The sequence below is a fragment of the Saccharicrinis fermentans DSM 9555 = JCM 21142 genome (assembly GCF_000517085.1).
Lineage (GTDB): Bacteria > Bacteroidota > Bacteroidia > Bacteroidales > Marinilabiliaceae > Saccharicrinis > Saccharicrinis fermentans.
Genome location: NZ_KI912107.1, coordinates 2,123,321 through 2,149,538, shown reverse-complemented (window position 1 = coordinate 2,149,538; position 26,218 = coordinate 2,123,321). Strand labels below are relative to the sequence as shown.

At 37.1% G+C, this 26,218-nt stretch carries 19 protein-coding genes and 1 tRNA gene; 15 read left to right on the top strand and 5 right to left on the bottom strand.

The genetic code is table 11. The features are described 5' to 3' along the window. Positions 1-27 precede the first annotated feature (27 nt). From CYTFE_RS0108450 to CYTFE_RS0108435, 4 genes are all read right to left on the bottom strand, one after another. Entirely contained in the window at positions 28-2,307 is a 2,280-nt protein-coding gene (locus CYTFE_RS0108450) for an FAD-dependent oxidoreductase (protein ID WP_027471452.1), read from the bottom strand. Between the two features lie 194 nt (positions 2,308-2,501). Then, positions 2,502-4,157: a sodium:solute symporter family protein gene (locus tag CYTFE_RS0108445; protein ID WP_027471451.1), complete on the bottom strand. Its 1,656-nt coding sequence runs from the start codon at positions 4,155-4,157 to the stop codon at positions 2,502-2,504. 28 nt (positions 4,158-4,185) lie between these two features. Then, positions 4,186-5,121 (bottom strand): glycoside hydrolase family protein, encoded by a 936-nt coding sequence (locus CYTFE_RS25670; protein WP_200871427.1) that lies wholly within the window; start codon positions 5,119-5,121, stop codon positions 4,186-4,188. A gap of 9 nt (positions 5,122-5,130) precedes the next feature. After that, positions 5,131-6,399, bottom strand: a complete 1,269-nt coding sequence (locus tag CYTFE_RS0108435) for a glycoside hydrolase family 117 protein (RefSeq protein WP_027471450.1) — start codon at positions 6,397-6,399, stop codon at positions 5,131-5,133. A 171-nt stretch (positions 6,400-6,570) separates the two neighbouring features. On the opposite strand from CYTFE_RS0108435, the gene CYTFE_RS0108430 reads away from it, so the two are divergent. The 5 genes from CYTFE_RS0108430 to CYTFE_RS25655 all read left to right on the top strand — a co-directional run bounded on the left by CYTFE_RS0108430 (position 6,571) and on the right by CYTFE_RS25655 (position 14,233). Next, complete coding sequence (locus tag CYTFE_RS0108430; protein WP_027471449.1) at positions 6,571-7,797, top strand: hypothetical protein; 1,227 nt, start codon at positions 6,571-6,573, stop codon at positions 7,795-7,797. Between the two features lie 118 nt (positions 7,798-7,915). Next, positions 7,916-9,262, top strand: coding sequence for a sensor histidine kinase (locus CYTFE_RS28580; protein WP_052343090.1), 1,347 nt, complete (start codon positions 7,916-7,918; stop codon positions 9,260-9,262). An 897-nt stretch (positions 9,263-10,159) separates the two neighbouring features. Beyond that, positions 10,160-12,418, top strand: a complete 2,259-nt coding sequence (locus CYTFE_RS0108415) for a TonB-dependent receptor domain-containing protein (protein ID WP_027471448.1) — start codon at positions 10,160-10,162, stop codon at positions 12,416-12,418. A 169-nt stretch (positions 12,419-12,587) separates the two neighbouring features. Then, the gene (locus CYTFE_RS31070; RefSeq protein WP_235208342.1) at positions 12,588-12,845 is read left to right on the top strand and encodes a hypothetical protein; all 258 of its coding nucleotides are present in this window, start codon (positions 12,588-12,590) and stop codon (positions 12,843-12,845) included. Further along, a complete protein-coding gene (locus tag CYTFE_RS25655; RefSeq protein WP_235208343.1) occupies positions 12,797-14,233 on the top strand; it encodes a dipeptidyl-peptidase 3 family protein in 1,437 nt (478 codons plus the stop codon). The genes CYTFE_RS31070 and CYTFE_RS25655 overlap by 49 nt, the downstream gene beginning before the upstream one ends. Before the next feature lie 182 nt (positions 14,234-14,415). On the opposite strand, the gene CYTFE_RS0108400 is transcribed toward CYTFE_RS25655, so the two are convergent. Next, positions 14,416-16,659: a nitric-oxide reductase large subunit gene (locus CYTFE_RS0108400; protein WP_027471447.1), complete on the bottom strand. Its 2,244-nt coding sequence runs from the start codon at positions 16,657-16,659 to the stop codon at positions 14,416-14,418. 276 nt (positions 16,660-16,935) lie between these two features. Here CYTFE_RS0108400 and ric point away from each other — a divergent pair, with 276 nt between their 5' ends. The 10 genes from ric (at position 16,936) to CYTFE_RS0108350 (ending at position 25,986) form a co-directional block, all read left to right on the top strand. Then, complete coding sequence (gene ric, locus CYTFE_RS0108395) at positions 16,936-17,661, top strand: iron-sulfur cluster repair di-iron protein (RefSeq protein WP_027471446.1); 726 nt, start codon at positions 16,936-16,938, stop codon at positions 17,659-17,661. Between the two features lie 3 nt (positions 17,662-17,664). Beyond that, on the top strand, positions 17,665-18,105 hold the full coding sequence (locus CYTFE_RS0108390; protein WP_027471445.1) for an RrF2 family transcriptional regulator: 441 nt from the start codon (positions 17,665-17,667) through the stop codon (positions 18,103-18,105). Positions 18,106-18,170: 65 nt separating this feature from the next. Further along, entirely contained in the window at positions 18,171-18,875 is a 705-nt protein-coding gene (locus tag CYTFE_RS0108385; RefSeq protein ID WP_027471444.1) for an aspartate/glutamate racemase family protein, read from the top strand. 193 nt (positions 18,876-19,068) lie between these two features. Next, positions 19,069-19,929, top strand: a complete 861-nt coding sequence (locus CYTFE_RS0108380; protein WP_200871456.1) for an NAD(P)H-binding protein — start codon at positions 19,069-19,071, stop codon at positions 19,927-19,929. Positions 19,930-20,096: 167 nt separating this feature from the next. Further along, positions 20,097-20,180, top strand: a tRNA-Leu gene (locus tag CYTFE_RS0108375). A gap of 291 nt (positions 20,181-20,471) precedes the next feature. Further along, the gene (locus tag CYTFE_RS0108370; RefSeq protein ID WP_027471442.1) at positions 20,472-22,307 is read left to right on the top strand and encodes a fibronectin type III domain-containing protein; all 1,836 of its coding nucleotides are present in this window, start codon (positions 20,472-20,474) and stop codon (positions 22,305-22,307) included. Positions 22,308-22,501: 194 nt separating this feature from the next. Next, a complete protein-coding gene (locus CYTFE_RS0108365) occupies positions 22,502-23,197 on the top strand; it encodes a carboxypeptidase-like regulatory domain-containing protein (protein WP_027471441.1) in 696 nt (231 codons plus the stop codon). An 11-nt stretch (positions 23,198-23,208) separates the two neighbouring features. Then, positions 23,209-23,955 carry a carboxypeptidase-like regulatory domain-containing protein gene (locus CYTFE_RS0108360; RefSeq protein ID WP_027471440.1) on the top strand — a complete coding sequence of 249 codons (747 nt, stop codon included), beginning with the start codon at positions 23,209-23,211 and terminating at the stop codon, positions 23,953-23,955. Positions 23,956-23,983: 28 nt separating this feature from the next. Continuing rightward, positions 23,984-24,688 carry a peptidase associated/transthyretin-like domain-containing protein gene (locus tag CYTFE_RS0108355; RefSeq protein ID WP_027471439.1) on the top strand — a complete coding sequence of 235 codons (705 nt, stop codon included), beginning with the start codon at positions 23,984-23,986 and terminating at the stop codon, positions 24,686-24,688. After that, positions 24,685-25,986: a beta propeller repeat protein gene (locus tag CYTFE_RS0108350; protein WP_027471438.1), complete on the top strand. Its 1,302-nt coding sequence runs from the start codon at positions 24,685-24,687 to the stop codon at positions 25,984-25,986. Before CYTFE_RS0108355 ends, CYTFE_RS0108350 begins: the two co-directional genes overlap by 4 nt. The last annotated feature ends 232 nt before the right edge of the window (positions 25,987-26,218 follow it).

The window sequence follows — 26,218 nt, the reverse complement described above, 5'->3', positions numbered from 1 at the left end:
TGATATGGAGGCTTGTTCCGTATTTTGTTATCTACAAACCACTTCGAAAATTGAAGCAGGAACATGATTTGATGGGTGTTCAACTGCTATGTTTAGTTGCTTTGTTCTTATAGGGTTTTCTAATTTAATTTTATGTATCGTTTGATAATTTCCTTTTACTTCTTTTATCACATCCCCAGATAAAGTTTGGATAGTATAATTTCTAACACAAAAAGGAATTACATCTTCAGGATGTCCATATTGAACTGTTTCCATGGCGTGATCATAGTCAGTATCGAAAAACAGCCTAATCTCTGAAATTTCTTTTTCTTCATCCCATTGAATTTTCAGTGTAGGATTTTTATCGGTCAAATCAGCCACCCATGCATTGGCCATTTTCCATGGTCTTACATATCCATTTCCTATATTTTGGGCTTCAAAAGCCTTGATGGCAGGGGTTATTTTCATGGCAATATTTTTACCTTGTGGTCTGCGTTTGGGAATCCAGAATTCAAAGCTGTCTACTCCAATTCCTTCGGGTGGTGTTTGTTTTCCCTTATTGGATACTTTTTCGTTTTCCCCATTGAATACAGACATCACGCCACTATATAAATTTTCGCTTTCGCGGATGCTGACGTTTTCGTTGTGCATAAATGTGATAAAAGCATATGAATTTTCTTTGATGGTAGCATCAAATCCAAAGTCTATGACTTGCTCTCCTTGTTTTAAGGATATGTTTTTTGATTCAAGTATAATCTCCGGCGTGTAATTCGACGATGATTCAGATCGACGCAATTGTACTTCTAGTTTTGTTTCCTTCTCAGCCTTCACATGTATATTAAAGGAGTATTTTTGGTCAGCACTTAGAGGTAGCAACTGAGCTGCTGATACATCTAGTTTGAGCCATCCCGCATTGGCAGGTATTTCTGATAATACTAGGTTTGAAGTAGCTGATACATGGCCTTGGTTGATTAAATTGCAAGATGAGGCGATGGGCGTATTTAAAATACTTTGTCCTGCCAGATTCAGTTCGTTTTGGAGTTTTTTGATGTTTCCATTTTCAAGTATATGAGCAGGTAGCATTTTTTCCTCAGTACATATAGAAGCGGCCATTCCTACAGCTTGAGCTCCAAACCCGCAGGTTACCATCACACGGGTAGATCCAAAAGCGACATGAGAGGCGCTTATAATTCTTCCTGCAAGGAACAGGTTATCAATATCCTTGCTTACGAAACAACGGTAAGGAATATCATACACTCCTTTGGCGTGCCATTGCGTACATCCGGAGTGGGTACTATAGATTCCATCTGCCGGGTGAAGATCCAGGGCCCATCCGCCAAAAGCTACGGCATCATCAAAACAATGCTGCTTGATTACATCCTGTTGTTTCATCATATATAAACCTTCGAAACGGCGGCTTTCTCGTTTACCGGGAACATTACCGACCCATTCTAAAGTGAGGTTTTCAACATCTTCGAATTTTCCTGAGTTTTTAATGTAGTCCCATACGCCAAAAATCACTTTTGACAGCTCCCATTTTATTTCTTCAGTTTCATGAATAGTATCTAAGCGGCCACCATATTCGAACCACCAGAAATTACATCCTGTCATGTCTTTACGGATGATCTTATGACGAGGTATCTGGCTGATATCTTTTAAAGCATATGATGGCGCCACATATTTAACCGGATGGTCAAGCTCTTTGGTATAAAAAAACATAGAGTGTCCCAGCAACTGGCCGTAAGCTTCATCTGGAGCAAAGGACTCATTGAACTCATCTTTAGATTCTGCGCCTATACGGAAACTGGCTCCTGCCTGAAATGCAACGATTCCATCACCAGAAGCATCACAAAATAAGGGGGCAGAAATTGTATAATCAATAGAATTTTGACTGTTAAAAGCATATACACTTTTAATCTTTCTACTATCCGCTTTTTCAATACTTGAAACAGCTGTATTCAGAAGGAGGGTGATGTTCTCTTCGTTTTTTACTTTTTCTAACAAAACGGTATCAAAAATAACAGGATTTCCTTCTTTGTTACGATAAAGGTTTTCTACCATTATTTCATCAATCACACCACCTTCGCGACTCCAACGGTTGTTGTTGCCCATATGTGATGTTGCTCCCAAGGCCCATAAACGTATTTCGGATGAAGCATTTCCTCCAAGCACTGGTCTGTCTTGTACCAGTACTGTTTTTGTTCCTTTTCGTGCTGCAGTTATGGCTGCACAGACCCCCGATAAACCTCCACCTACCACTACAAAGTCGGCCAGTATCTGCACCTGTTTGTTATTTCGTTTTTCTGTTGTATATTTTTCTACTATCATTGTTTTATATTTTATAGTATTCTATGTAGTCTTTGCAAGAAAACTCCAAATTCTGCGTTATTCTTATTTTTGAAACAGTCATCTACAATCAGTAAACTACTTGGTTTCAGAAATATCGAAAGTCTTGTCTTTGAAATTTTCTTATCAAAGACAAAAAAAACAGTAGTTTTCTTGCAGCCACTCTGTAAGGAATATCAAGCTTCTTTTTTTTCTCTATTTTTATAAATAATCACAGAACCTATTATGCCAACAATAAGTCCCATGCTCCCTACTAATGTAGTTTCATTTTTAGCCAGAAAGGAAAGAAGTAGGATGATGGTTCCAGTGGTGGCAACACCGATTCCTATTACCCGGGCGCCCCTTTTGTTCCCTTCGGCAGCACCCAATTCCTCAGTGCTTTTAGCAGCCAGTCTTTTTTGGTATTCGAGATACTGTAAAGGTTTGGCTTGTTTTTGTATTAGTATGATTTCATAGATGGCCATCAGAAGAACAGGTAAGCCAACACCCAAGGTCATTTCCATGGCTCTACCTAATTCAATATTCAATAAGTCAGGAGCTAAAAACTTAAAGAAAGAATTTGTTGCCAATGAAATTAAAGTAACAGTGATTGCTGATTTTCCTGTTTGATTTTTAGAGAATAACGACCAAATAGGAGGTAGGAACATAGCGCCTCCTGTTAAAGCCGCCACACTCATGACCACTTCTACAATACCGCCAAAATAAGGTACCAATAGTGCTATGATGATGGTTAGAATGCCAAGTCCCACCGTTGACCACTTTCCGACCATTACCAATTGTTTGTCACTGGTCTCTGGTTTAAAATGTTTGTATACGTCGTTGGCCAGCACTCCGGCAGAAATATTTAAGGTAGTATTAACCGAACTGGAAGTGGCGAAGACCATACCACCCAGCATTAATCCTAACATTCCAACCGGAAGGACTTCTTTACACATTAAAAGGTAGGCGCCTTCATCTGCCAATCCGGTTAAATCTGGATTTAATACGCGGTAAATCATAGGAGGTAACATCCAAATCAAAGGACTTATAGCATATAATCCTCCAAATAGCCAGCCCACTTTCTTGGCATCTTTGGGTGAGGCAACACTGGTGTATCGTTGCACGTAGGCCCAATTGCCAGCAATAAAGAACAGATTATACAGTCCAAATGCTACCAAAAACGAAGGTGAATATTCTTCGTTTACAAAAGTAAAAAAGTGTTCAGGGGCCTGCGCAATAAAATGATCTATTCCTCCGATGGCATCAAACGACAAGGGAACAACAATTAGCACTGCAGCAGTTAGCACTACAAATTGCAATACATCGGTTACAATAACGGCCCATAATCCTCCAACGGCAGTATAAATTAATATTAACACACCCAGAAAAACGATGCTTGCATAGATGGGTATGCCTGTAGACACCTCAACAATTTTGGCCACAGGATATAGAAATGCTCCTGTGGAAAATATGGATATAAACAAAAATAAGTAGGTGTAAATCTTTTGTGTTTTATAACCTAATCGATCGGTTATATACTCAGCCGCAGTAAGAGCTTTGGTCTTTTGCCATTTAGGTGCAATTACAAAACCAATGATGAGTCCAGCTATACACATGGTCCATTGTATGGCGATGGCCACCCATCCGCTTTGATAGGCAATAGAGCCCCAAACAACAAATGTTCCTGCAGAAAAGAAACTCATAAAAAGAGAGAGTCCACTCATCCACCATGGCAGGGCCCCTCCTGCAGCAAAAAATGATTTCATATTCTTCCCGGAACGAGAGAAACTCATCCCACAGATAAAAACGAGTGCTGTAAAAACAAAGATGGCGATAATATCTATTTGTCCCATTTTTTGACTTTATTATTGATTTATTTTCTTAGTTATTCTCAATTTGAGTTTTTTCTCTCTTTTTCCTTAGTTTACCCAAGCCTTGCTTAAAATAAACTTCAGGTCTGTGCCAAACACCTGTACTTTTAAGTGAAGGTTCGTTGCAATCCAGACTTAAATCGCAGTCGAAACGAGCGATGATAGAATGTTGTTTATCGCGTGTTGTGGCAGCATTGATAAAGTGGCACATGCCCCATGTGATACCTCTGCCGTAATCTGTGCCTGTAAAAGCATCAGGGGTAAAAGCTCCTGCAGCTGTAGGGGTTAGTTCAACTGTTGCTGCAATGTTAAAATTAACACCATCTTTGGCATACTGTATGGTGTTTGCCTCGTTGCCATCTTTAATGGCTAAAGCCGCAATGCCTTCTTTAAAAGGGAAATAGGTTGTTTCATGTCCTGAATTTAGAACAGGATTTAAGGGGTGTTTTTTAAAAGGTCCCATTGGGTTATCAGCGATGGCTAAGCCGTGCGCTACTGCGTATTTATCACGTATGTCGGGCCATTTGTTATAGGCTGCTTTATAGTATAAGTATATTTTTCCTTTGTAGATGATTGGATGAGGATCTTGGGTCTGATCCTCATCCCACTCTCCTTTTTTACCAAAGGGAACCATCATTTTACCTACTCGTGTCCAAGGACCATCGGGTGAATCGGCATAGGCCATTGAAATAGGGCACCAATCACCCTTGGTACCACTTGGTTCGTTAAACGCTTGGAAATATAAATAGTATCTATCACCCACCCAAATAGGACGAGAAGGGTCACGTCGAGAGACTGTACCATCACCATTATTGTAATCGAGGCCTTTTAATCGCGTATATTTAAACTGCGTATAAAGCTCATTGTCCTGAGCACGTGGGGCTGGGGATTCAAACATTCGCTCAGCTGCTGCACTTAGAGGAAAATCAGGTTTTTCACTTGGCATTTTATGCGTTTACTTTTGTAGGAGTTTGTTTTGATTTTCGATACGTTCTCGTTGTAGGTTATTTAATCCTTGCTGAAAGTAAATATTCGGTGCTTGCCAGATACCTGTTGCTTTCATGGTTGGGTCATCAACATCAAGGCTTAGGTCGCAATCGAAACGAGCTAAAATAGAGTGCTGGTTCACACCATATTGTCCAGCATTTACAAAATGGCAAAGCCCCCAAGTAATTCCGCGTCCATCAGATGTATTGGTAAATGCATCGGGCACAAAGGGGCCTGTGGCAATGGGAACCATCTCGGTAATAGATGCAATCTCAAAATTTACCCAGTCCTTGGCATATTGTATCGTAAAGTGTTCATTCCCGTCTTTTGCAACGATGGCAGCTACACCTTCTTTAAATGGAAACAAAGTAACTTCATGACCTGAATTTAATACAGGATTTAGAGGATGTTTCTTGAATGGACCTAGTGGATGATCAGCAATCGCTAATCCACCAGCTACCCATACATTCCCAGGGCGGTTGAATGCTGATTTGTAATATAAGTATATTTTTCCGTTGTGTACCAAGGGGTAAGGGTCATGAATGGCATATTGATCCCAGGCACCCTCCGGACCATTGGGAATCACTATTTCGTTGGTTGGTGTCCAAGGGCCGTCTGGCGAATCAGCATAAGACACAGCTACAGGACAATAATCTCCTTTTAGACCACTGGCTTCCATGAAGCCTTGATAGTATAGGTAATATTTTCCTTTAAACTTTAATATGTCGGTGGTGGTAACAGAGCGCCAGCCCACAATGGGTTTAGGAGGTCGTGGTACTGCTACACCTTGCTCTTTCCATGTGAATCCATCTTTACTGGTAGCGTACCATATTTCCGATAGATCCCAATCTGTGGAAGGGATGGTGTCATTTGCTTTTTCTGCATTCTTTGCGCCGACAGGAATCACAGGCGTGTCTCGTTTAGTGTACCAGACGTAATATTGGCCGTTTTCAAAAATGATTTTTGAGGGGTCGCGTCGGGTGATGGTTCCATCGTGATTGTGGTAGTCCAGTCCCTTTAGAGGTGTATATTTAAACTGAGAATACAACTCGTTGTTTCTGGGGTGAATGGCACTGTAGTTTTTAAAGCTACGTTTCATGGCTACACTCATCTCTCTATCTCCCGTTTCTTGTGTGACGGTATAGGGAAAGGGCGTGTCGGGAATTTTTGCTTCTTTTTGACGAATGCAGGATGTGAAAAGTGTTAAAGAAAGTAAGATTAGTAGATATGATTTCATGATGTCTAAATTTTTTTTTTTGTTTTAAATACGGATTTCTAGCTTAAAGCTATTAATAAGATCAGAAATTTTTTCATATTCGCTTATTCTTTCCCGATACAAAGGGGTGAATAAGTTAAGTAATAGACAATCAATGTTCTATATGATTGGTTGTTTTTGTAAAATATAATAATGAACAAACGTGTCATCCATAAAATAATAAAACAGGTAGAGAAAAAGTTTAATCGCGGAAAGCGAGATACTTGGAAAAATAGAGATTTTGAAGACCTTAGTTTTATTGTCCATCAAGAAACGAAAGTCTTGATCAGTGTGGCTACCTTAAAAAGGATATTTGGAAAAGTAAAGACAGACAAAAATTATTCGCCACAGGAGAGTACCATGAAGGCGTTGGCTGATTTTTCGGGTTATAACTCTGATGAAGTTTCAATCAGAAAGCCCCATACACTTGTTCGCTTTGCCATATTTGCAGTCCTTGTGACAGTGCTGGGCATGGTTGTTTATCTGTGGAATGAGGAAACACAAAATTATAAGGGAGCGGTAGAAGGAAGAATAGAACTTATTAAAACTGAAGGAACTTGTCCTAAAACGGCTTATTTTCAATTGGATATATCCCAAATACAAGATCCCGTATTTGTTGATTTTGGTGATGATTCACAAAAACAGCTCGTGAATCATCAAACTATTTTATCGCATTTTTATGCTTATCCGGGTCAATTTGTGGCAACCTTGCAATGTGATGGGGAAATATTGGCTGAATCAAAAAAAATATTGGTGGCTACCGATAACTGGCAGGCATTTGCATATTATTATGCAGGAACCTATGATGCAGAAACAAAAATGCGCTATTATCCTATTCCTTTGGAAAAAGCTTTGCAACAAGGATATTTTCATGTTGCCCCACGTACCATTTCATCTTTAGGTATTGATACTACACAGATTGTGTCGGTACACCTGTCAAATTATAAACAAACCCATATAAGCGGAGATCGGTTTTTCTATCAAGTCACATTAAAAAATAGTATTTTTTGGCCTGCAATTAGATGTTATTCATCCATTATTACCATTGAAGGAGATCAAGGTAAAATACAGTTTAAACTGGTAAGTGAAGGATGTAGTTCCTATGCTAATTATGAAGTGGGAGAAGTGATGAAAACAGGTTTTCAATACGACTTAACCTATCTTACGCTGGATAGAAGCAAATGGCAAGATATTCATATTTTGAACCAGGAAAAAAATGTAAAGTTGGTGATGAATAGGGATACGGTGCTTGAAGTCTCCTATGAAAAATCGATCGGACAAATACTGGGAACTTCCATAGAGTTTCATGGAAGTGGTTCGGTGGATAATATATTATTGAAGGCCGATGGGGTTCCTGTGTTTGAAGGTGAAGGATTTTAGTAGCCTTATAATAAACGATCATAAAAAAGCCGGATGGATTCATATAAATAATTCAATAGTGTCAGAGTTTTAAAATATATTTGGCAAATATTTAGCAAAATAAATATTAGAGAAGATAATGTCGAAACTGCAGTCCTTGGCTATTGAATTATTTGGAGATACTGATTCAATTAGTTCGGAGAAATATTTTGTATCAATTACCTGTTTTGTATCTGCCATTTTTTTGGTGATTTTGTGTGTATTTCATTTGTTGATGGGATTTTCGATGCAGCCTGTTATTCTGGCAGGGGGGAGTTCTATTGTTATGTCTGGGATGTATTATCTGGTACATTTTAAGAACACAGTCTTTATACCCAAATTGGTTTTAACTGTATTTGGTCTAGTGATGCTGGATCTTACATGGTATGCTAAGTTTTTATCCAATGGTCCTGTTTTGTTTTACATTTTGATGTTTGGAGCTTTGGTGTTATGGGTTTGGGAAGGTAAGGCTTTGGTGGTTATTTTGGTTGGCTATTTTATTAACCTTCTATTATTATATTACATAGACTATCACGCTACTGCAGATATATTGAATTACTCAGATCATCACACCCGCAGTACCGATATATTTCTCAACCTGTTTTTTTATGCCCTCCTATTAATTTTCTTATTGTATGTGGTGAAGGTTGAGTTTTATAAACAAAGGCAGCGCGCCATAAGATCCGATCAACTCAAATCAGCATTCTTAGCCAATATGAGTCACGAAATAAGAACGCCTATGAATGGTATATTGGGTTTTCTTGAAATTCTTAAAGAACAGCAGCTTAGTAGTGATTTAAGGCGAGAATATATTGAACTAATAGAGAATAGTGGGCGGCGTATGCTGAATATTATCAACGATATTATTGACATTTCTAAGATTGAGGCGGGGTTGATGAAAATTCAGCTAGGGGAGACGGATATCAATGCGAATCTGAATTTTATTTATACTTTCTTTAAACCAGAGGCAGAGCTTAAGGGACTGGAGATGAAATTGGTAAACCATATTCCTGAAAGTAAAAATACAATGCACACGGATAAGGAAAAGCTCTATGCGGTGCTGGCTAATCTTGTAAAGAATGCCATAAAATATACCAACACAGGTTATGTTCATATTACTTCTGAATATGTGCAGGAATCAGATTGTTTTCGATTCTTAGTGGCCGATTCTGGAATAGGAATACCCAAAGAAAAGCAAAGGGAAATTTTTAAGCATTTTGTACAGGCAGATATAACCAATATAATGGCACATCAAGGTGCTGGCATCGGTTTAGCCATTACTAAAGCATATGTGGGTTTATTAGGCGGTAAAATTGAAGTGGAAAGCGAAGTTGATAAAGGTTCTGTTTTTTCTTTTACCATACCTTATCACTACGATCCTCCGGCGTTTATTGTTCATGATCAGGCGGCACTTTATGTAAAGAATAGAAATGTAAGTACACTTTAATCTGACCAATTAAAAAAACAGTGGTTTTCTTGCAGCTATTATCTATTGATTATGAACAAATGTTTGTATTTGTTGGTTGTTTATGCGAAATCTTCATCATTAATTCATTAAATTACTGCAAAAGTTATAAAGATACCCGATCATTGAAACAAGTTATATCCATACTAATAGTCATTGTTTTTTTGATGCCAAGCATCAGTAGGCTTTGTATTATGGTGGATTTTAATATACACCGTGATTATATAGCTCGGGTTCTCTGTATAAATAAGGATAAACCACAAAGTTCTTGCAATGGTAAGTGCCATTTAAAGAAACAATTGAAAAAAGTAAGTGAAAGTTCAGAAGAAGATAAGCCCAAGATTTTTAAGGAGGTGTCCGCTTTAAATTTGTTGATGCCTGAATGTAACTTGGTTCTAAAGTGCAATGCTTTGGTTCGCACAAAACAGAAGCTGAATTTTATCTCACCTTTTAAAATATCTTTTTTCGCACATAGGTTTTTCAGACCTCCTCAGTTCATATCGTGATGTATTGTTAGCTCAGTACATAGTCTTTGCAAGAAGACTTCAAATACTGCGTTATTCTCATTTTTGAAACAGTCATTTACAATCAGTAAACTCCTTGGTTTCAAAAATATCGAAAGCCTTGTCTTTGAAGCTTTCATATGATTATAATTTGTCTTTCAATGGTCATATGGAACTCCCGATGAATTTTAATCATTCTTCTGTGTGTATTTTAGAATGCTAAAATTCATGCTCGTTTCTTATCAAAGACAGAAAAAACAGTCGTTTTCTTGCAGCCACTACATAGGTTTTGAGTGTATTTGTGGGCGTGTACAATTGTATAGGCTGTAGAGTATTATGTTTACTATGTAAGTATAACCCATCTTAAAATCACCTTATGAATTTTAAAAGAATATTAGTCTATTGGTTGATGGCTATCTTGTTATTGACTAATATAATAGTTAGCTATGGGCAACAGCAGATTAGGTTGTTGGATGAGGAGAGTTTTCTACCCATAAAAGGAGCTACGTATACATATGGAACACAAGCAGGGATTTCTGATTCGAATGGAATAGTCGAATATGAGCGAAAGGATGGTATTGGTATGCAATTTTCTCATATTAACTATGGTGAGTGGATATGGACTGATCAACAGCTCCAGGTCCTGGCTAAAAAGGGATATGGATATCGAAAAAGTATATCGGTGCGTATTTTTCCGGTAACGATTTTGGCGGTTCGCTCCAAACAAACACCCTCGTTAGGTATCAAACTTGAATATCACGATCGAATGGCGCACGATGCCGCAGGTATTTTAAATCAAACACCCATGTTAAACAGTATTCGAAAAAGTGGGAACTATGGTTTTGATCCTGTTTTTAGAGGTTTTAAATATGATCAGCTTAATATTGTTTTAAATGGGGTGCAAAGTACCACGGCCGCTTGTCCCAATAGAATGGATCCTCCAACTAGCCAAATGGCTCCTAATATGATAGATAGGATAGAGGTGTTGAAAGGTCCGCATGCATTACGGTATGGAACAGGCTTCGGAGGAACCGTGAATTTGGTACCTTCTAAGCTTAGATTTACCCGACAAAATGATGCTTACGGGCGTTTGTCATCCGGTTATCAAAGTAATGGTTCTGTATTAACCAGTGAGGCGCAAATTGGCTTTAGAGGAGAAAGCTATGATATTAGTCTTTTTGGTGCCTGGACCCAAGGTGGTGATTACGAAACAGGAAATAATCAGACGGTTCAGTCAGACTTTGAAAGAGCTAGCTTTGGAACGAATATAGGGCTTAAGCTTGGTAATACTCAGGAATTGAACGTTTCTGCCATATACAATAGGGCCCGGGATGTGGATTTTCCCGCCTTGGGTATGGATCTTAGAAAGGATGATACCTGGATAATGAATGCGCGACATACGATTCGTATGGATAATACAAAGCTAAAGTCATGGAATACGACTGTCTTTGCCTCTTTTGTGGATCACCTGATGGATAATCTTCTTAAAAAAATTGAACCACGTATGATGAACGCAAGAACACCGGCTAGTACGTATAATTATGGTGCGCGTACAGAGGGAGTGTGGAGCTTTGCAAAAGGGAGTCTGTTTGCTGGTGCCGACTGGCGTGTAGAAGGAGCTGAAGGAACACGTACCCGTGAGTTTTTGATGGGATCCAATGCCGGAAAGTCATTTGAAGATAATGCCTGGCAGGATAGTTATATTGCAAAAAATGGTTTTTTTGGGGAGTATCACTTGCAGACAGGTCAATATCATTTTGTTTTCTCGGGAAGGATCGAGGTGAATAGTGCTAAAGTAAATGATGGTAGTGATGAATTTACTCAAGTATATGGCGATGTGAATCAGCTACAAGTGAATCCAAGCTTTAGTGTGGGCGCATCTCGAAAATTAAATCAGTCGACTACGGTTGGACTTTGGCTAGGTAGGGCACAGCGTAGTGGAGGACTGACTGAGCGTTTTATCAACTATTTTTCTGTGGGTCAAGATCCTTATGAGATGTTGGGTAACCCTCAGTTAGATGCGGAGGTGAATAATCAATTGGATATGACCGTGCAATGGCTCACTGGAAAATCTGTATTTAACTTGGATGTTTTTGCGTCGTATATGCAGGATTTTATTTCATCAGTTATTGATACTAATTTAACGGCACAATTAGCTACGAGTCCAGGTGTGCGTCGTTTTGTAAATATTGATAAGGCATTTAAAACCGGATTTGAAATTAACTGGACGCAGCGCCTTGGAGCTGGATTACAGCATCAGTTAGGTATTGCCTATACTTATGCCCAGGATTTAAAAAGAGAAGAGCCTTTGCCTGAAATAGCACCTCTTGATTTTAGGTATTTATTGCGAGGTGATTATTTTAGTGAAAAATTGCAACCAGAACTTAGTTTTCGTCACGTGATGGAGCAATCGCGTGTGTCTAATGAATTTGGAGAAACTAAAACACCTTCGTTTTCATTGCTAGACGTAAAACTTTCATATACGATTTCTCATTCTATTCAAGTGAGTGCGGGAGTGAATAACTTGTTTAATGAAAACTATTATGAACATTTAAGTCGTTCGGTACATGGAACATCTGGTCCTATTTTTGCTCCCGGTAGAAATGTGTTTGGTTTAATGAGTATCCGTTTTTAATGAAAGAACATTTTTATTCTTTGATGAGGTGTTTTTTTTATAGTGATTTTATGGTTGCCCCTGTTTTAATAGAGGGGGCTGCCTGAAAGTGGATAAAATTCAGTGTGGAGCCCGGTTAAAATTAACTATATTTGCTGTCAATAGTATCCAATAACAAAATATAGAAAAAATGAAGAATTATTTGTATCTATTCGGGTTGGGTGTTTTTTTGTTTTCTTGTCAGTGTCCTGAGGCTGAGGAAACCAAATATGCAGCATCTATCCCAAATGTAAAGGAGAAAGTGGAAGAGTTTGCTTCGTTTAAACTTACAGCTGACGTTTCTTCCTTATCTGTCAATCAAAAAAAATGTTACCTCTCTTGTTTGAAGCGGCTCAAGTTATGGATGATCTTTTCTGGCAACAAGCATGGGGAGATAAGCAAGCTTTGATGTCGAGGGTGGATGACCCGTATGTCAAAAAGTACCTGGAAATTAATTATGGTCCATGGGAACGGCTGAATGGAAATTCCTCTTTCATTGAAGGAATTGGTAAGAAGCCAGCGGGTGCGCAATTTTATCCACATGATATGACCAAGGAGGAATTTGAAGCTTTGGAAGATGAGGCAAAAAATAGTCAGTATACGATTATTGAAAGAGATGGTGAGGGAAAACTGAAAGTAATCCCCTATCACGTGGCCTATGCCGGAGCGTTGAAAAAAGCAGCAGACTTGCTTAAACAAGCAGCAGTCTTGGCTGAGGATGATGGTTTTAAAGATTATTTGGAGAAAAGAGCGAAAGCATTATTAAATAGCGAGTACTTTGAGAGTGATTTGGCTTGGATGAGTATGAAGAATAATCAGATAGACTTTGTGGTGGGGCCTATAGAAAACTATGAAGATGCTCTTTTGGGTGCAAAAACATCCTTTGAAGCATATATCTTGATTAAAGATATGGAATGGTCGGAAAAGCTGGCGCATTTTGCATCTTTATTGCCTAAGCTTCAAAAGGAACTGCCAGTGGATGCTAAATATAAAGCAGAAATTCCAGGATGTGATTCCGATTTAGGAGCTTATGATGTGGTTTATTATGGTGGCGATTGTAATGCAGGTAGTAAAACAATTGCCATTAATTTGCCTAACGATCCTAAAGTACATTTGCAAAAAGGAAGCCGTAAGATACAATTGAAGAACTCTATGAGAGCTAAGTTTGATAAGATCTTACTGCCCATTAGTGAGTTGCTGATTGTTGATGAACAACAAAATAACGTGACTTTTGACGCTTTTTTTGAGAATACCATGTTTCATGAGGTAGCGCACGGTTTGGGAATTAAGAATACCTTGAATGGTTCGGGTACTGTTCGTGAGGCCTTGAAAGAGACATCAACGGCCATTGAAGAAGGAAAAGCTGATATTTTAGGTTTGTATATGGTGGATATGTTGACACAAATGAACGAGCTGGGTGAAGATCAGGTGTTGATGGATAACTATGTGACATTTATGGCCGGTTTGTTCCGATCTATTCGTTTTGGAGCATCTAGTTCGCACGGAAAAGCCAATATGATCCGTTTTAATTATTTTAAAGATAAAGGAGCATTTACCAAGGATGAAGCCAGTGGAAAATACAAAGTGGATTTTGATAAGATGCGCATAGCGATGATTGAGCTCTCGAGAGAGATATTGGTGTTGCAAGGAGATGGTGATTATGCCAAAGCGCAAAAGATGATCCAGGAACTTGGTTTTATTCAACCTGAATTACAAGCAGATTTGGATAAGATTGCTGAAGCTGGTATACCACGTGATATTGTTTTTGAACAAGGTGTGAAAATGCTTCAGTGGTAGTGATTTGATGGGAGATGGGGAATATTTTACTTGAAAATATTTGATGTAGCATGCCTGTTCTTTAAGGTGGATAGCTTCGTTGTTGATGATTTTATATCATAAAATATAAGGCTGACTTGCGTAATGCAGGCCAGCCTTTTTTTGTAGTTGTAAGTTTTGCTTTTAATAATTTTATGGGTCAGCTATTTCGTCAGAGACCATCCTCCTTTTAAACCAAAGATAAAATAGGCTAAATATACGGCCCCAATTGCAAAAATAGTATCTCCAATAGCTCTAAGCCATCGCAAGGTTTCCATGGCAGGCGTACCTAAAAATTCGGCAGAGCGTGCATACCATAGGCCGTATTTTACACTAGCTACTGTTTGTGCCAAGCCAACCGGCAATACACTGATTAATACCATCAATAGTAGTCCGATATTCATTGCCCAAAAGGCTATTTTTATTGGTTTTTCTTTCCATTTTAATGTAATATCCATATCTCTCAGTACAAAAAGCATTAGACCAATGCCCAGGAACCCGTATACACCAAACATGGCCGTATGTCCATGAACAGGCGTTGTATTCAATCCTTGCATATAGTATAGTGCAATAGGAGGATTGATTAAGAACCCGAAGATACCGGCACCTAATAAATTCCAAAATGCTACTGCAATGAAAAAATAAATGGGCCATTTGTAGGCGCTTACCCATTCTTTTACACGACTGAGTTTTAAGTTGTGATAAGCTTCGAATCCCATAAATACCAGTGGAGCTACTTCTAATGCGCTAAATGTGGCACCCAATGCCAACACTGAAGTGGGGGTTCCTGAGAAATATAAATGATGAAACGTTCCGAGTATTCCACCTGACAAGAAAATAATGGTGGAGAAAAGTACACTTGATGTGGCTACGCTGGCTTTTAATAATTGCATACGTACAAATAAAAAGGCAATAGCTACAGTGGCAAAGACTTCAAAAAATCCTTCAACCCACAAATGTACTACCCACCAGCGCCAATATTCAGCAATAGCCAGGTGTGTTTGTTGTCCCCACATTAAACCAGCACCATAAAAAGCTGCAATGGCAATGGAAGCAATTAAAAACATCCATAGTAAATGACGGTTCTCATTGTGCTCTTTTAGTGCAGGTAACAATGCTCTTCCCATTAGAAAAAGCCAGATAAATAAACCCAGGAAAAGAAATATTTGCCAAAAACGACCTAAATCCACATACTCGTAGCCCTGATGACCAAACCAAAAATTTTCGGATAGACCTAATTTTTGCATAATTCCCATCCATTGTCCGGCTAATGAACCCAGTACAATCACCAATAGTGCGACAAATAGTATATCAACACCCAGCTTTTGAAATTTAGGTTCCTTACCCGATACGGCAGGAGCAATAAACAAACCAGTGGCCAACCATGAGGTAGCTATCCAGAATATGGCTAGTTGAATGTGCCATGTGCGTGAGATAGAGTAGGGGAGTATATCAGCCAGTGGTAATCCATAAAATCCGTTTCCTTCCACTCCATAATGCGCAGTAATGACCCCCATCATAATTTGCACAAGAATAAGAGCCGTTACTACCCAAAAATATTTCAGGGTGGCTTTCATGGATGGTGTTTGTTTGATGCCTGATAAAGGATTCACTGCAGGAACGTTTGCACCTTCTTCGTGTTCTTCTCTTCGGGTGGCATAATACCAAGCTAACAATCCTATGCCAAGTAATAAAATAATGACACTAAACCCTGTCCATAGATGTAAAGAACCTGTGGGTACATTACCAACTAGTTTTTCCGCCGGCCAATTATTGGTATAGGTAACTTCTTGTCCCGGACGTTCTGTTACCGTGGCCCACGTAGCCCAGAAAAAAAAAGTGTTCATTTTGAACATGCGATCTTTGTCTTTGATGCTATTGGCCGGAATAGCATAGGCCTCGCGCAAATCAGCAAGCTTTTCGTCATCCATAAATAAACCTGCATAATGACTGCTCACTGCTTTGATAGCCTCTGCCCGGAGTGCTGAGATGTGCAGGGTTTGGGTATGCTTATCGTAGCTATTGGTGCGCATTTCCTTTTGAAGTCTCACCTGTAGCATGGCTTGCTCTTCTTCATTTAAATCTTTATAGTCACAGGAGAACTCTATCTGAGCAAAGCGATTCAACAGATATACTGCTTCTTTATGTAACCAATCTGCGGTCCAGTCTGGAGCCTGGTATGCTCCATGCCCCCATATTGTGCCTACTTCTTGTCCTCCCATGGACTGCCAAATGTTTTGTCCATCTCTAATGTTTTGTCCGGTGAATAAAACGGTACCATTACTTGTCACTACTTTTTCGGGTATAGGAGGGGCTTGACGATAAATTTCCCTTCCATAATACCCTAATACTCCAAAGGAGATGACCATTACAAGTGTAAATCCAATCCAAAGTTTTTTTGTATTCATGACTTTTGTGTTTAGGTTATACCAGCCCATGTATTAGAAAATCTGTTCTACAATGAAATTGCATCTAATTAAAAAACGGCCTTGCTTTACTTTCATTCACCTAAAGGTGTCGCGCTTTATTTCCGTAAAGCTTTCTTTGTGCTATTTCAATACGCAAGAAGAGGTTTTAACATATGAGTTGGGTTGAATGCTGGCAAAGATATCATTTTTTATAAAAAGATATACATGTCCTTTTATAAAAAAATGATATCTTTGTAAAAAATAAAAGATGATATCATGAATGTAAATGAAAAAACAAGCGTTGGAGAAATTGTTAAAGCGAATTTTAAAACGGCTCAATTATTTGATAAAAATAATATTGATTTTTGCTGTGGAGGTGGCATTAGTTTGAAGGAAGCCTGTGAAAGATCAAAGGTAGATGTTAGTCAGCTGCTTCCTGAATTAGAAGCATTGATCGCACAAAAGGATCCTGATTCAGCGTATATCGACGGATTGGAATTGGATGTGCTCTGTGATTATATAGAGAAAAGACACCATGCCTATGTAACCGAGAATATTCCTTTTATTCAACAGAAGTTGCAGAAGCTATGTGATGTACATGGAGAAAGACATCCTGAGCTTTTTGAAATTAGAGAACTGTTTGATGCGACTGCGGTAAATTTAAGTGCCCATATGAAAAAAGAGGAACTTATTCTTTTTCCTTATATACGGAAAATGGTAAAATATAAAAAGGAAGGTATTAGTGGTGTAGTAGTTTTCGATAAAGGGAAAAGTGCCATTGAAGTGATGCAGGCAGAACATGAAAGTGAAGGGGAACGTTTTGAAAAGATTGCTAAACTAACATCTTCCTATACTTGTCCTGCAGATGGATGTAGTACATATAGGGTAAGTTATCAAACCTTGAAGGATTTTGAAAATGATTTACATCGACATATTCATTTAGAAAACAACATTCTATTTAAGAAAGCGTTAAATTTGGAGCGAGAATTAATAAACGAATAAGTTATGTTGTCGAAAAGTACCGAGTATGCCATCAGGGCTTTGGTTTTTGTGCAATTGAGAAATTGGGAAGAAAAAAGACCGGGAGTGGGAGAAATAGCAAAAGAGATTGAAGCTCCGGAAGCTTATACGGCTAAAATACTCCAAATACTTACAAAAAATAAGTTGATGGATTCCATGAAAGGTCGTGGTGGTGGATTCTTTTTTAATGATTATCAGTCGGATCTTACCTTGTATAAAGTAATACATGTGATTGAGGGTGATGCTAGTTTTCATAAGTGTGGATTTGGCTTAAAGGAATGTCATAATGATAATCCTTGTCCTTTGCATGATAAATACAAAGTTGTACGTGACGGATTTTTTGAGATTGCAAAAACAGAAACCATCAAATCGCTTTCTGAACAAATATTAAATGGAAAGGCCATATTAAACAGGATCAAATACTAATTTTTTGTAATGGATAAGTTATTGCAAGTGAGAGTGTTTAAATAGTTGTGTTAATTGAAAAGCGAATGAAAACAATTGGAATATTAGGAGGATTGGGACCAGAGGCTACCGTTGATTATTATAAGGAAATAATCAAAGCTTTTGATAAGATGAATGGTGATGGTAGTCTGAATTATCCTGAGATTGTGGTCTATAGTGTAACGATGGCAAAATTTATTGGCTTACTTCAGGATGAAAAATATACCGAAGCGTCCGAATATTTGATACAGTGTTTGCATAAAATTAAAAGTGCTGGAGCCAATTTTGCTGTGTTAAGTGCCAATACACCGCATCTGTTGTTTCAGGAAATTCAAGCTAAAGTTGATTTACCTTTGATTAGTATTGTGGAGGTATGCGCTGAGAAAGCACAAGCGATTGGAGCAAAACGTTGTGCTTTGTTGGGAACAAAATTTACGATGCAGAGTGACTTTTATAAGCAAAATTTCCTGCGACGAAACATTGAGATCATTGTTCCTGATAATGCACAAATAGAATGGATAAACTCCAAACTATTTAAGGAATTGGAACTGGGTGTTTTTAAAGATGAAACCAAAGATGAAATATTGGGGATCGTATCGGATTTAAAAGAGAAGCATAATATTGATGCAGTCATTTTAGGCTGTACCGAGTTTCCTTTGATGTTTAAGCACGAAAAGTATTTGGATCTTCCTTTTCTGAATACGACAAGGATTCATGTGGATGCCATTGTTAAGCGTTGTGTTAGTATTTGAGTTAATCCCGAAAAATGCATTAGAAAATCTATTGAGATGTTCTAATGTATCATTCGGGTTAAACGGGCAGAGGATATGATGACAGTGCAATAATGATCTTTTTTATCTTCCATTTTTACCTTAGTTTGGCGTAAATTAACCTTTCTTTTAGGTGTACAAACACCTACCTTCGTTAAAATTAAAATATTAAATTATGATGAAGATAGCGGTTACTGCAGCAAGCGGAAATTTAGGTGCTGCCATTGTTAAAAGATTAGTAGTTGAAATAGGAGCGGAGAATGTGATTGGTATAGCTCGTACGCCCGAGAAAGCAAGTACTTTGGGTGTTGAAATTAGGAAGGGTGATTATAACAATAAAGAAGATTTTTTGATGGCTCTTAAGGGGGTTGATGCTGTTTTGTTGGTGTCGGGCATGGATCATCCGGATAAACGAGTTGGTCAACATCGTAATGTGATTGAGGCTGCCAAGCAAAATGGTGTTAAAAAAATTGTTTATACCAGTATTATTGGTGCCGAGAAGGGGAATGCTTTTAGCCCCATTGTGGCTAGCAATCGCCAAACCGAGGAGGATGTGAAAAATTCAGGCATGCAATGGGCTATAGGAAGAAATGGAATTTATATAGAGCCCGACCTGGAATATGTGGATGTTTATAAAAAAAAGGGTGGAATAATTAATTGTGCAGCTGATGGTAAGTGTGGTTATACTTCAAGAGATGAACTTGCATACGCGTACTTTAAGCTTCTTACAAATGATGATTTGCTATCAGGAATCTATCATTTGTGTGGTGAATTGGTAAGCCAACAACAACTAACGGATGCTATCAATAAAGCATATCAACTGAATTTGTTTTATAAGAGTATTTCTGTGGAAGATTATATTGTAGAACGCAAAGCTGCATTGGGCGATTTTTTAGGAACCATTATTGGCGGTATTTATGAAGGCATAAGGACGGGTAAATATGAGCTTGAGTCGGACTTTGAAAAAGTGGCCAAGCGCAATCATAAATCTTTGGACGAAATTTGTCGTGAGAGTGCTTCTGAAACAGGAGAATAAGTAGGATGACGGGTTCGTGTAAGCAAATTAGATGGTATTGGAAGCTATTTTTGTGCGATTTTAGTTTGTTTTTTGGATGGACTTATAAATTATTGTTGTTAAATTTGCTTGCGCTAATCCTTTAGGGGGATTTCGTGAGCACTTATTTTTTGTTGGATTACTCATTTGCCCAGATGGTGAAATTGGTAGACACGTTGGCTTCAGGAGCCAATGCTCGTAAGGGTGTGCAGGTTCGAGTCCTGTTCTGGGCACTACATAATATAAAGATAAAAAGCACTTAGGATTAATATCTTGGGTGCTTTTTTTATGCCTGCTCTGTAAACGAACCTACGGATCCATTTTTCAATTTCATTTCATTTTTATACTTTCGTGCTCAGATAACGATTAACCAAACTAATGATATGCAAGCTCTATCTTCCTAATATCCTACTTTACAAGTGGCGTTTATATTGCAAAGTTGTTTTATGATACGCACAAATATTAATTTTCCTTGAATTTTAATGAAGGAATTCCCTTTTAACTTATCCCTAATTTAGTTTTTCATGAAGTGTAAAATATTACTGATTAGTTTATGTTTCTTAAGCTTATTTTCTTGTACTAAAGACGAATTAAGAACTCTACATGATCCAGACAGAATATATGTTAATGTAAGTTACAACAATGAACCCATCGAAGGTGCATATGTGTTTGTTGAACCGGAAAAGGAAGTTGTAACAACCAATAACCTTGGAATAGCCGTACTAAACGGATCTTTCGATTTAGCAGATACCGTGTATGCATACAATCCTTTATATGGAGGTGCCCAAGCAAAAGTTGAAAAAAATGATGGAACGAATTATCTAAACCTTCAATTACGCTCTTCTGTTCTTCCTGACAATGTTCCTGTAGTTCAGGTGGTTGAACCAAAAGATTGCGATGTTTTTTTACCTAGCGAGACGGTTAGTTTTAATATTGACGGAACCAATGTTGAAAACAATCAGGATTTAAAAATAAGCATCACGAGTAGTATTGATGGTGTTTTATTTGAAGGGACTTTGTCTGAAGAGGGAATGCTTGATATTAGTGAGAATGATTTGTCGCTTGGATTACATACCCTACAAATAAATGTGACTAATACAAATGGTATAAAGTATAGCAAGGTTCTTCGTATTCAATATGGAACTCCAGAAAAAATTCAATTGTTAAAAGCAGAACGAAGATATGGTTGCGTAGCGTTAAGCTGGGAGCCAAGTTTAAGTGATGATTTTAAATCGTATGATATATATATTAGTAGCGATTCTCAAGGCGAAATAGGATTAAAAAGAATTGCACAAATCGAGGATAGAAACTGTATTACGTATACAGATTTATTTCCTCCATTTAAAGATGAAGTATATTATTCTGTGCGGGTGAGAAATTATTTAGAGCTATACAGTATCAGTAATTTAATAAAAGTTGAACAACCTAACGGAGAGATAATTGATCTTGTTCCTGATGATGCTTTTGTTACAAAGAACCAAAAAGGATTGATACTTTGGGGTAAAAACGAAGGAAAATTATTGAAATATGATTTAGAAGAGTTGACAATAGAATTCGAAAAAGATCTTCCTTCTGATATTGTTGCTATAGACGTTGATCAGGAAGAGGATGGGAATATTTATGCAGTTGATGGTGTAGGAAAAATATATGTTTATTCAAGTCAAGACCTCTCGCTACTGAAGGAAATAAGCTATAATTTATCAACTTTCGATATTATGTATATGGGTAATGATAAGGTAATGCTGAACTCTAACTATTATAGCGTTTGGGGAGAAAGTAGCCATGTAGTTGATTTGACCAACGGTAATGTGGTAAGTAAAACTGGAGAAAATAGTAAGTTGGAATTTAGAAAGATTCCTGGTGAAAATGCGGCTATTTCTATAACAACCAATCTAATGCCCGCAGGCATGGCTTATTATGAATGGGATGACGATGGAGAAATAACTATTTCTAAAAATGATTCGCAGCATGGATCTTATCCATTAAGTTCCGAAATATTCGCTATTTCAGACCTTGGAAGTTACTGCATCACACATTATAATGGTGTTATTTATGCGGCTGATGATAAGATGACTTATTTGGGAGAGCTAAAAGATTATGGTAATTTATATTATAATTATGGTTCTTATTGCATTAAGGAAGCTAAAGATGCAATATATGGTATCACGTATGGATACGAAACAGGTTATGATGATATTAAGCTGGTGAAATACTCTCTAAGTAAAATGATTCAAGAAGAGGAGTATACGATGAAAGGTAGGCCTCAATATGTTTTATCGACGAAAGACAACATCGTGATTGTGTCGTTATTTCCTGAAAATTACCGGCAGGTATTAGTTGAGTTTAAAGAAATAAAATAGGATACTATTGGACTATAAAGTGCGCCATGAGAATTGTTTCACACACAAGGGAATGATTCATTTAGGCGAGTTCTATATGAGCATTGAAAGATAAAATTAAACATATGAAACGAGCCATGAGAGTGATCTCTCACACAGGAGAATGATTATCACGGCGAGTTCCATATGACCATTAAGAAACAAATTATAAACATATGAAAATAATGTATAAAAACTTACTGTTTCTGTCTTTAACTCTTGCATTGATTTCATGCACAGAAAAGGAAATTGATAGGTTGGAATTGCAAGTCAAAGTAAAAGGTAAAATAAATTTGTTTTCTCAATTTGGTGAAGTAATGAGCGACTATTCCAATGTGGCCATAACTTTTACCGACACAGATAAGGAATTTATGGCAGAGGTTGATTCAGTAGGAAATTATGAAATAACTGAATTCACAACAGGATCGTATAATATTTTTGTCACAGCACCAGGTTTTGTGACAAGAAAAATTGAAGGGGTACAGTTTTTAGGTGGAGATTTATGGCAACTAAGTAATTTTAGCTTGGCTCAACCTTCTACATCAATTGTTTCAGACCTGGCAATAACTAATAAAAATGGTAGCTTATATTTAAGTGGCCGAATTGTCAATGAACAAAGTCCAAATACCGAAAATTTTTATCGGCGTATTATTATATATTTTCATGATACATCTGCAGTATCTCCGGTAAACAATACTTCATCGTATGTTGTGTATGTTGCTATAAATGAGTATAATGAGTTTGAAACCGAATTGTATGGAAGTGCGCTCGACAGTTTTTACTGTGTGGTGTGCGGGGTTCCGGATTTTTATGACTTCTACTATGGTGGTATTGGTACACCTTCTAATGTAGTAGGTTATTCTAATAATTAAATGAAATTAAAATGAAAATAAAATTTATATATCAAATCCTCTCGTCTATTGTCTTGTTTTTTTCCATAGGGTGCACCAAAGAGATTAAAGAGGAGCAATTCGGAAACCTTCATGGTACGATTGTATCATTAGACAGCCAGTCGTATACTTTTGCCGCTTTGAATAAGGCCACCGTAAAGTTACAGGCAGGAAATTATAATGTTGAAACAACAACAGATTCAACCGGATTGTTTGAGTTCAATGATATTCCCATTGGTACCTATAATTTGTTTTATTCGAAAGAAGGTTACTCGACATTTATTGATTATGGGGTTCAGGTTTTTGGAGGGCTTATTCCGGTACAGTTAAACACTATAAGTCTTTATGAGCTTCTGAATGAAAAAATTGTTATCGGTGATATTAAAACAAATGGTGTAAAAGGTAATTATTCTTCTAACTTAAATATTGAAATAGAATATGAAAAAATAGAAGAGACGAATACAATGTGTTTATTGTTATTAAGTAAAAATGATAATATTGACTTGCAACATTACGAATATTCATTCTTCAAAAATATTTATTTTATATCTGATTATTTTCACTTAATAAGTGATTACGAGAAATTTCCTGAGAATTCAAAATGGTATATTAAATTATACACTGTTGCCTCTAAAGCTTATTATTTTGATCCTGAAACAGGTAAAAAAGTCTATTATACTGCTAACACAGATATGTCCTCAAAAGGCTCATTTACTATATCTGAGGCTGAAGAATACTAGTTTATTCATTCATTAGAAAAATTTTAAAATGCAAAAACTTATATATACATTATGCTTATTCTGTGGATTAGCAAGCTGTAGTAATGAAACGATAAAGCCTTCTCTTAGGGGAGAATTACTTGGATTTGTTGAATTGATAGACGTTTACGGTGATGAATATCACGATCTAGATAGTGTAAAGGTAACTGTTGGAGAATCCGACTTCTATGGGGTTACTGATGAAAATGGTAGATTCAGTATAAAAGATATTGAGCCAGGTACGTATAATATAGCTTTTCAGGATGATGGCTTTGGATTTAAAAAGATATATAGCATTCCTATTATAGGAGGTGATGTCCCTTACTTTTTTAATAATAAGATTACTATTTACGAACAACCCAAGATCGAAACTAAATTTGTTTCTGTGAGCAGAGAAGATGATATAGTCAATGTTGAGATGGTACTGGATACTTTTGTTTATGGAGAATGTAGTGTGTATTGGTCCGATTCTATGAATGTATCTACCAGTAGCTATATCTATCAATCTTCAGTTAATAAATCGTTTTACGAAAATTCTATATTCTTTAGCATTGATCTTCAAAAAGTACCCTATCCTCTTATGTCTGCTCAGAATATCTATTTTATAGTGACCATAAAAAATTCTTATGAGACGATGAGCTCTTACAATCAGGAAACCGAAAAGGAAGAATACCATTCTGAAGTAACCATATTAAACCCAATGAAAGTCGAATGAAAAGTATAAAAGTGTTTTGTGTCGGTACTATCTTGATATTGTGTTTGTTATATACTTCGTGCAAAAACAATCAGGATGATAATGATTATAATCCGCAAACCATCCATACCGAATTAAAACTTAAACTGGTATATGGGGATAGTCAAAATGGAGTGTTCAACGAAGAGCTAAAAGACAGTATCGTGTTTGAGGTGACAGATGGGAATAATGTACCTGTACCGCGAGTGAAAATTAAATATGAACCCATTAATGGTTCTGTTTTATACGACTATGGCTTAACCGACTCAATTGGTAGAACATATTGTTATTGGAAGGGGGATTGCGAAAGTGGGATATATAAAATGAATGTTTATTTGGTCGATAGTGAACATGTTTATAGAGACTCTTTAGTTGTTTCTTCTAATATATCATATCCTTCGAATTTTGGTTTAGCATGTTTTCCTTTAGGAAGGTATATCGAGGATATTGCTGTTGATCCAAAAGATGGAACCTTATATTTGGTTGCAGAAAATGATCCATGCGTATATGTTTCGTATGATCATGGGATCAGTTGGTCTGTGTTGTCGGAAGTTCCTTTTTCTAATGGTATTAAAGGAGTTGAAGTCCAGGAAGACGGTGACTTATTTGTTAGTACAACATATTCTGAGATATGGCGGTTCTCAGATAATTTGAAGTGGGAATATTTAAAGACAATTTCTGGCTCGTATATTAATCTGCAATCTGTTGATAATGACGTTTTATTCTATAGTGTTTATGGAGAGACGTATAGGTCGGTTAATAATGGAAACGACTGGCAATTGATAGAGCAAGGTTATTTTAACGATGTAGCTATTCATGAGCTTTATGCACATCCAGATGGAACCTTATATAAGTTGGACGGATGGGATGATATTCTATATTCCGAAGATAAGGGTGACTCTTGGGATTTTTTGTCTTATAAAAGACTATTTAGAATGGATGAATCAGGTATCATGTATAGTTCTAAAAGTATATCTAGTGAAAGAACCATTATGCGTTCAGTGAACAAAGGTGCTACCTGGAGTGATTATATTACTCTTCCCAATAATGAATTTTCAAATATTCAAATTATAGACTTTTGTGTACAAGGTAATGATCTATTTATTTATGCTAATGATCTAAGGGTATATAAGTATAGTATCAGCAATAATCTTTTGACCAGATCTGAAGAAGCTGAAAATTATTTTTACCTAAGGCATATGATGGTGACAAAAAATGGAACTGTATTATTATGGGATCAAAATGACTTGATTTATAATTTAACCTTTAGCGAAATGTAGAAGGTCCTGATGATGCCCCAAAAGATATTTAGTCTCGGCAAGAAAACTCATGTTTTCAAAAATAGGCGAGTAGAATATCGCCAAACGTGAACTTTATTTTTGTTGATGATGGTGATTTTAGGTGTCAAAGCTGAGTTTTATAGCAAAACAAGACCCTGCGCATAATATTTAGCCAATTTTGTTGACTATTGGGCATAATTCTTCCTTTTTTTTATGTATAAATAACACATAT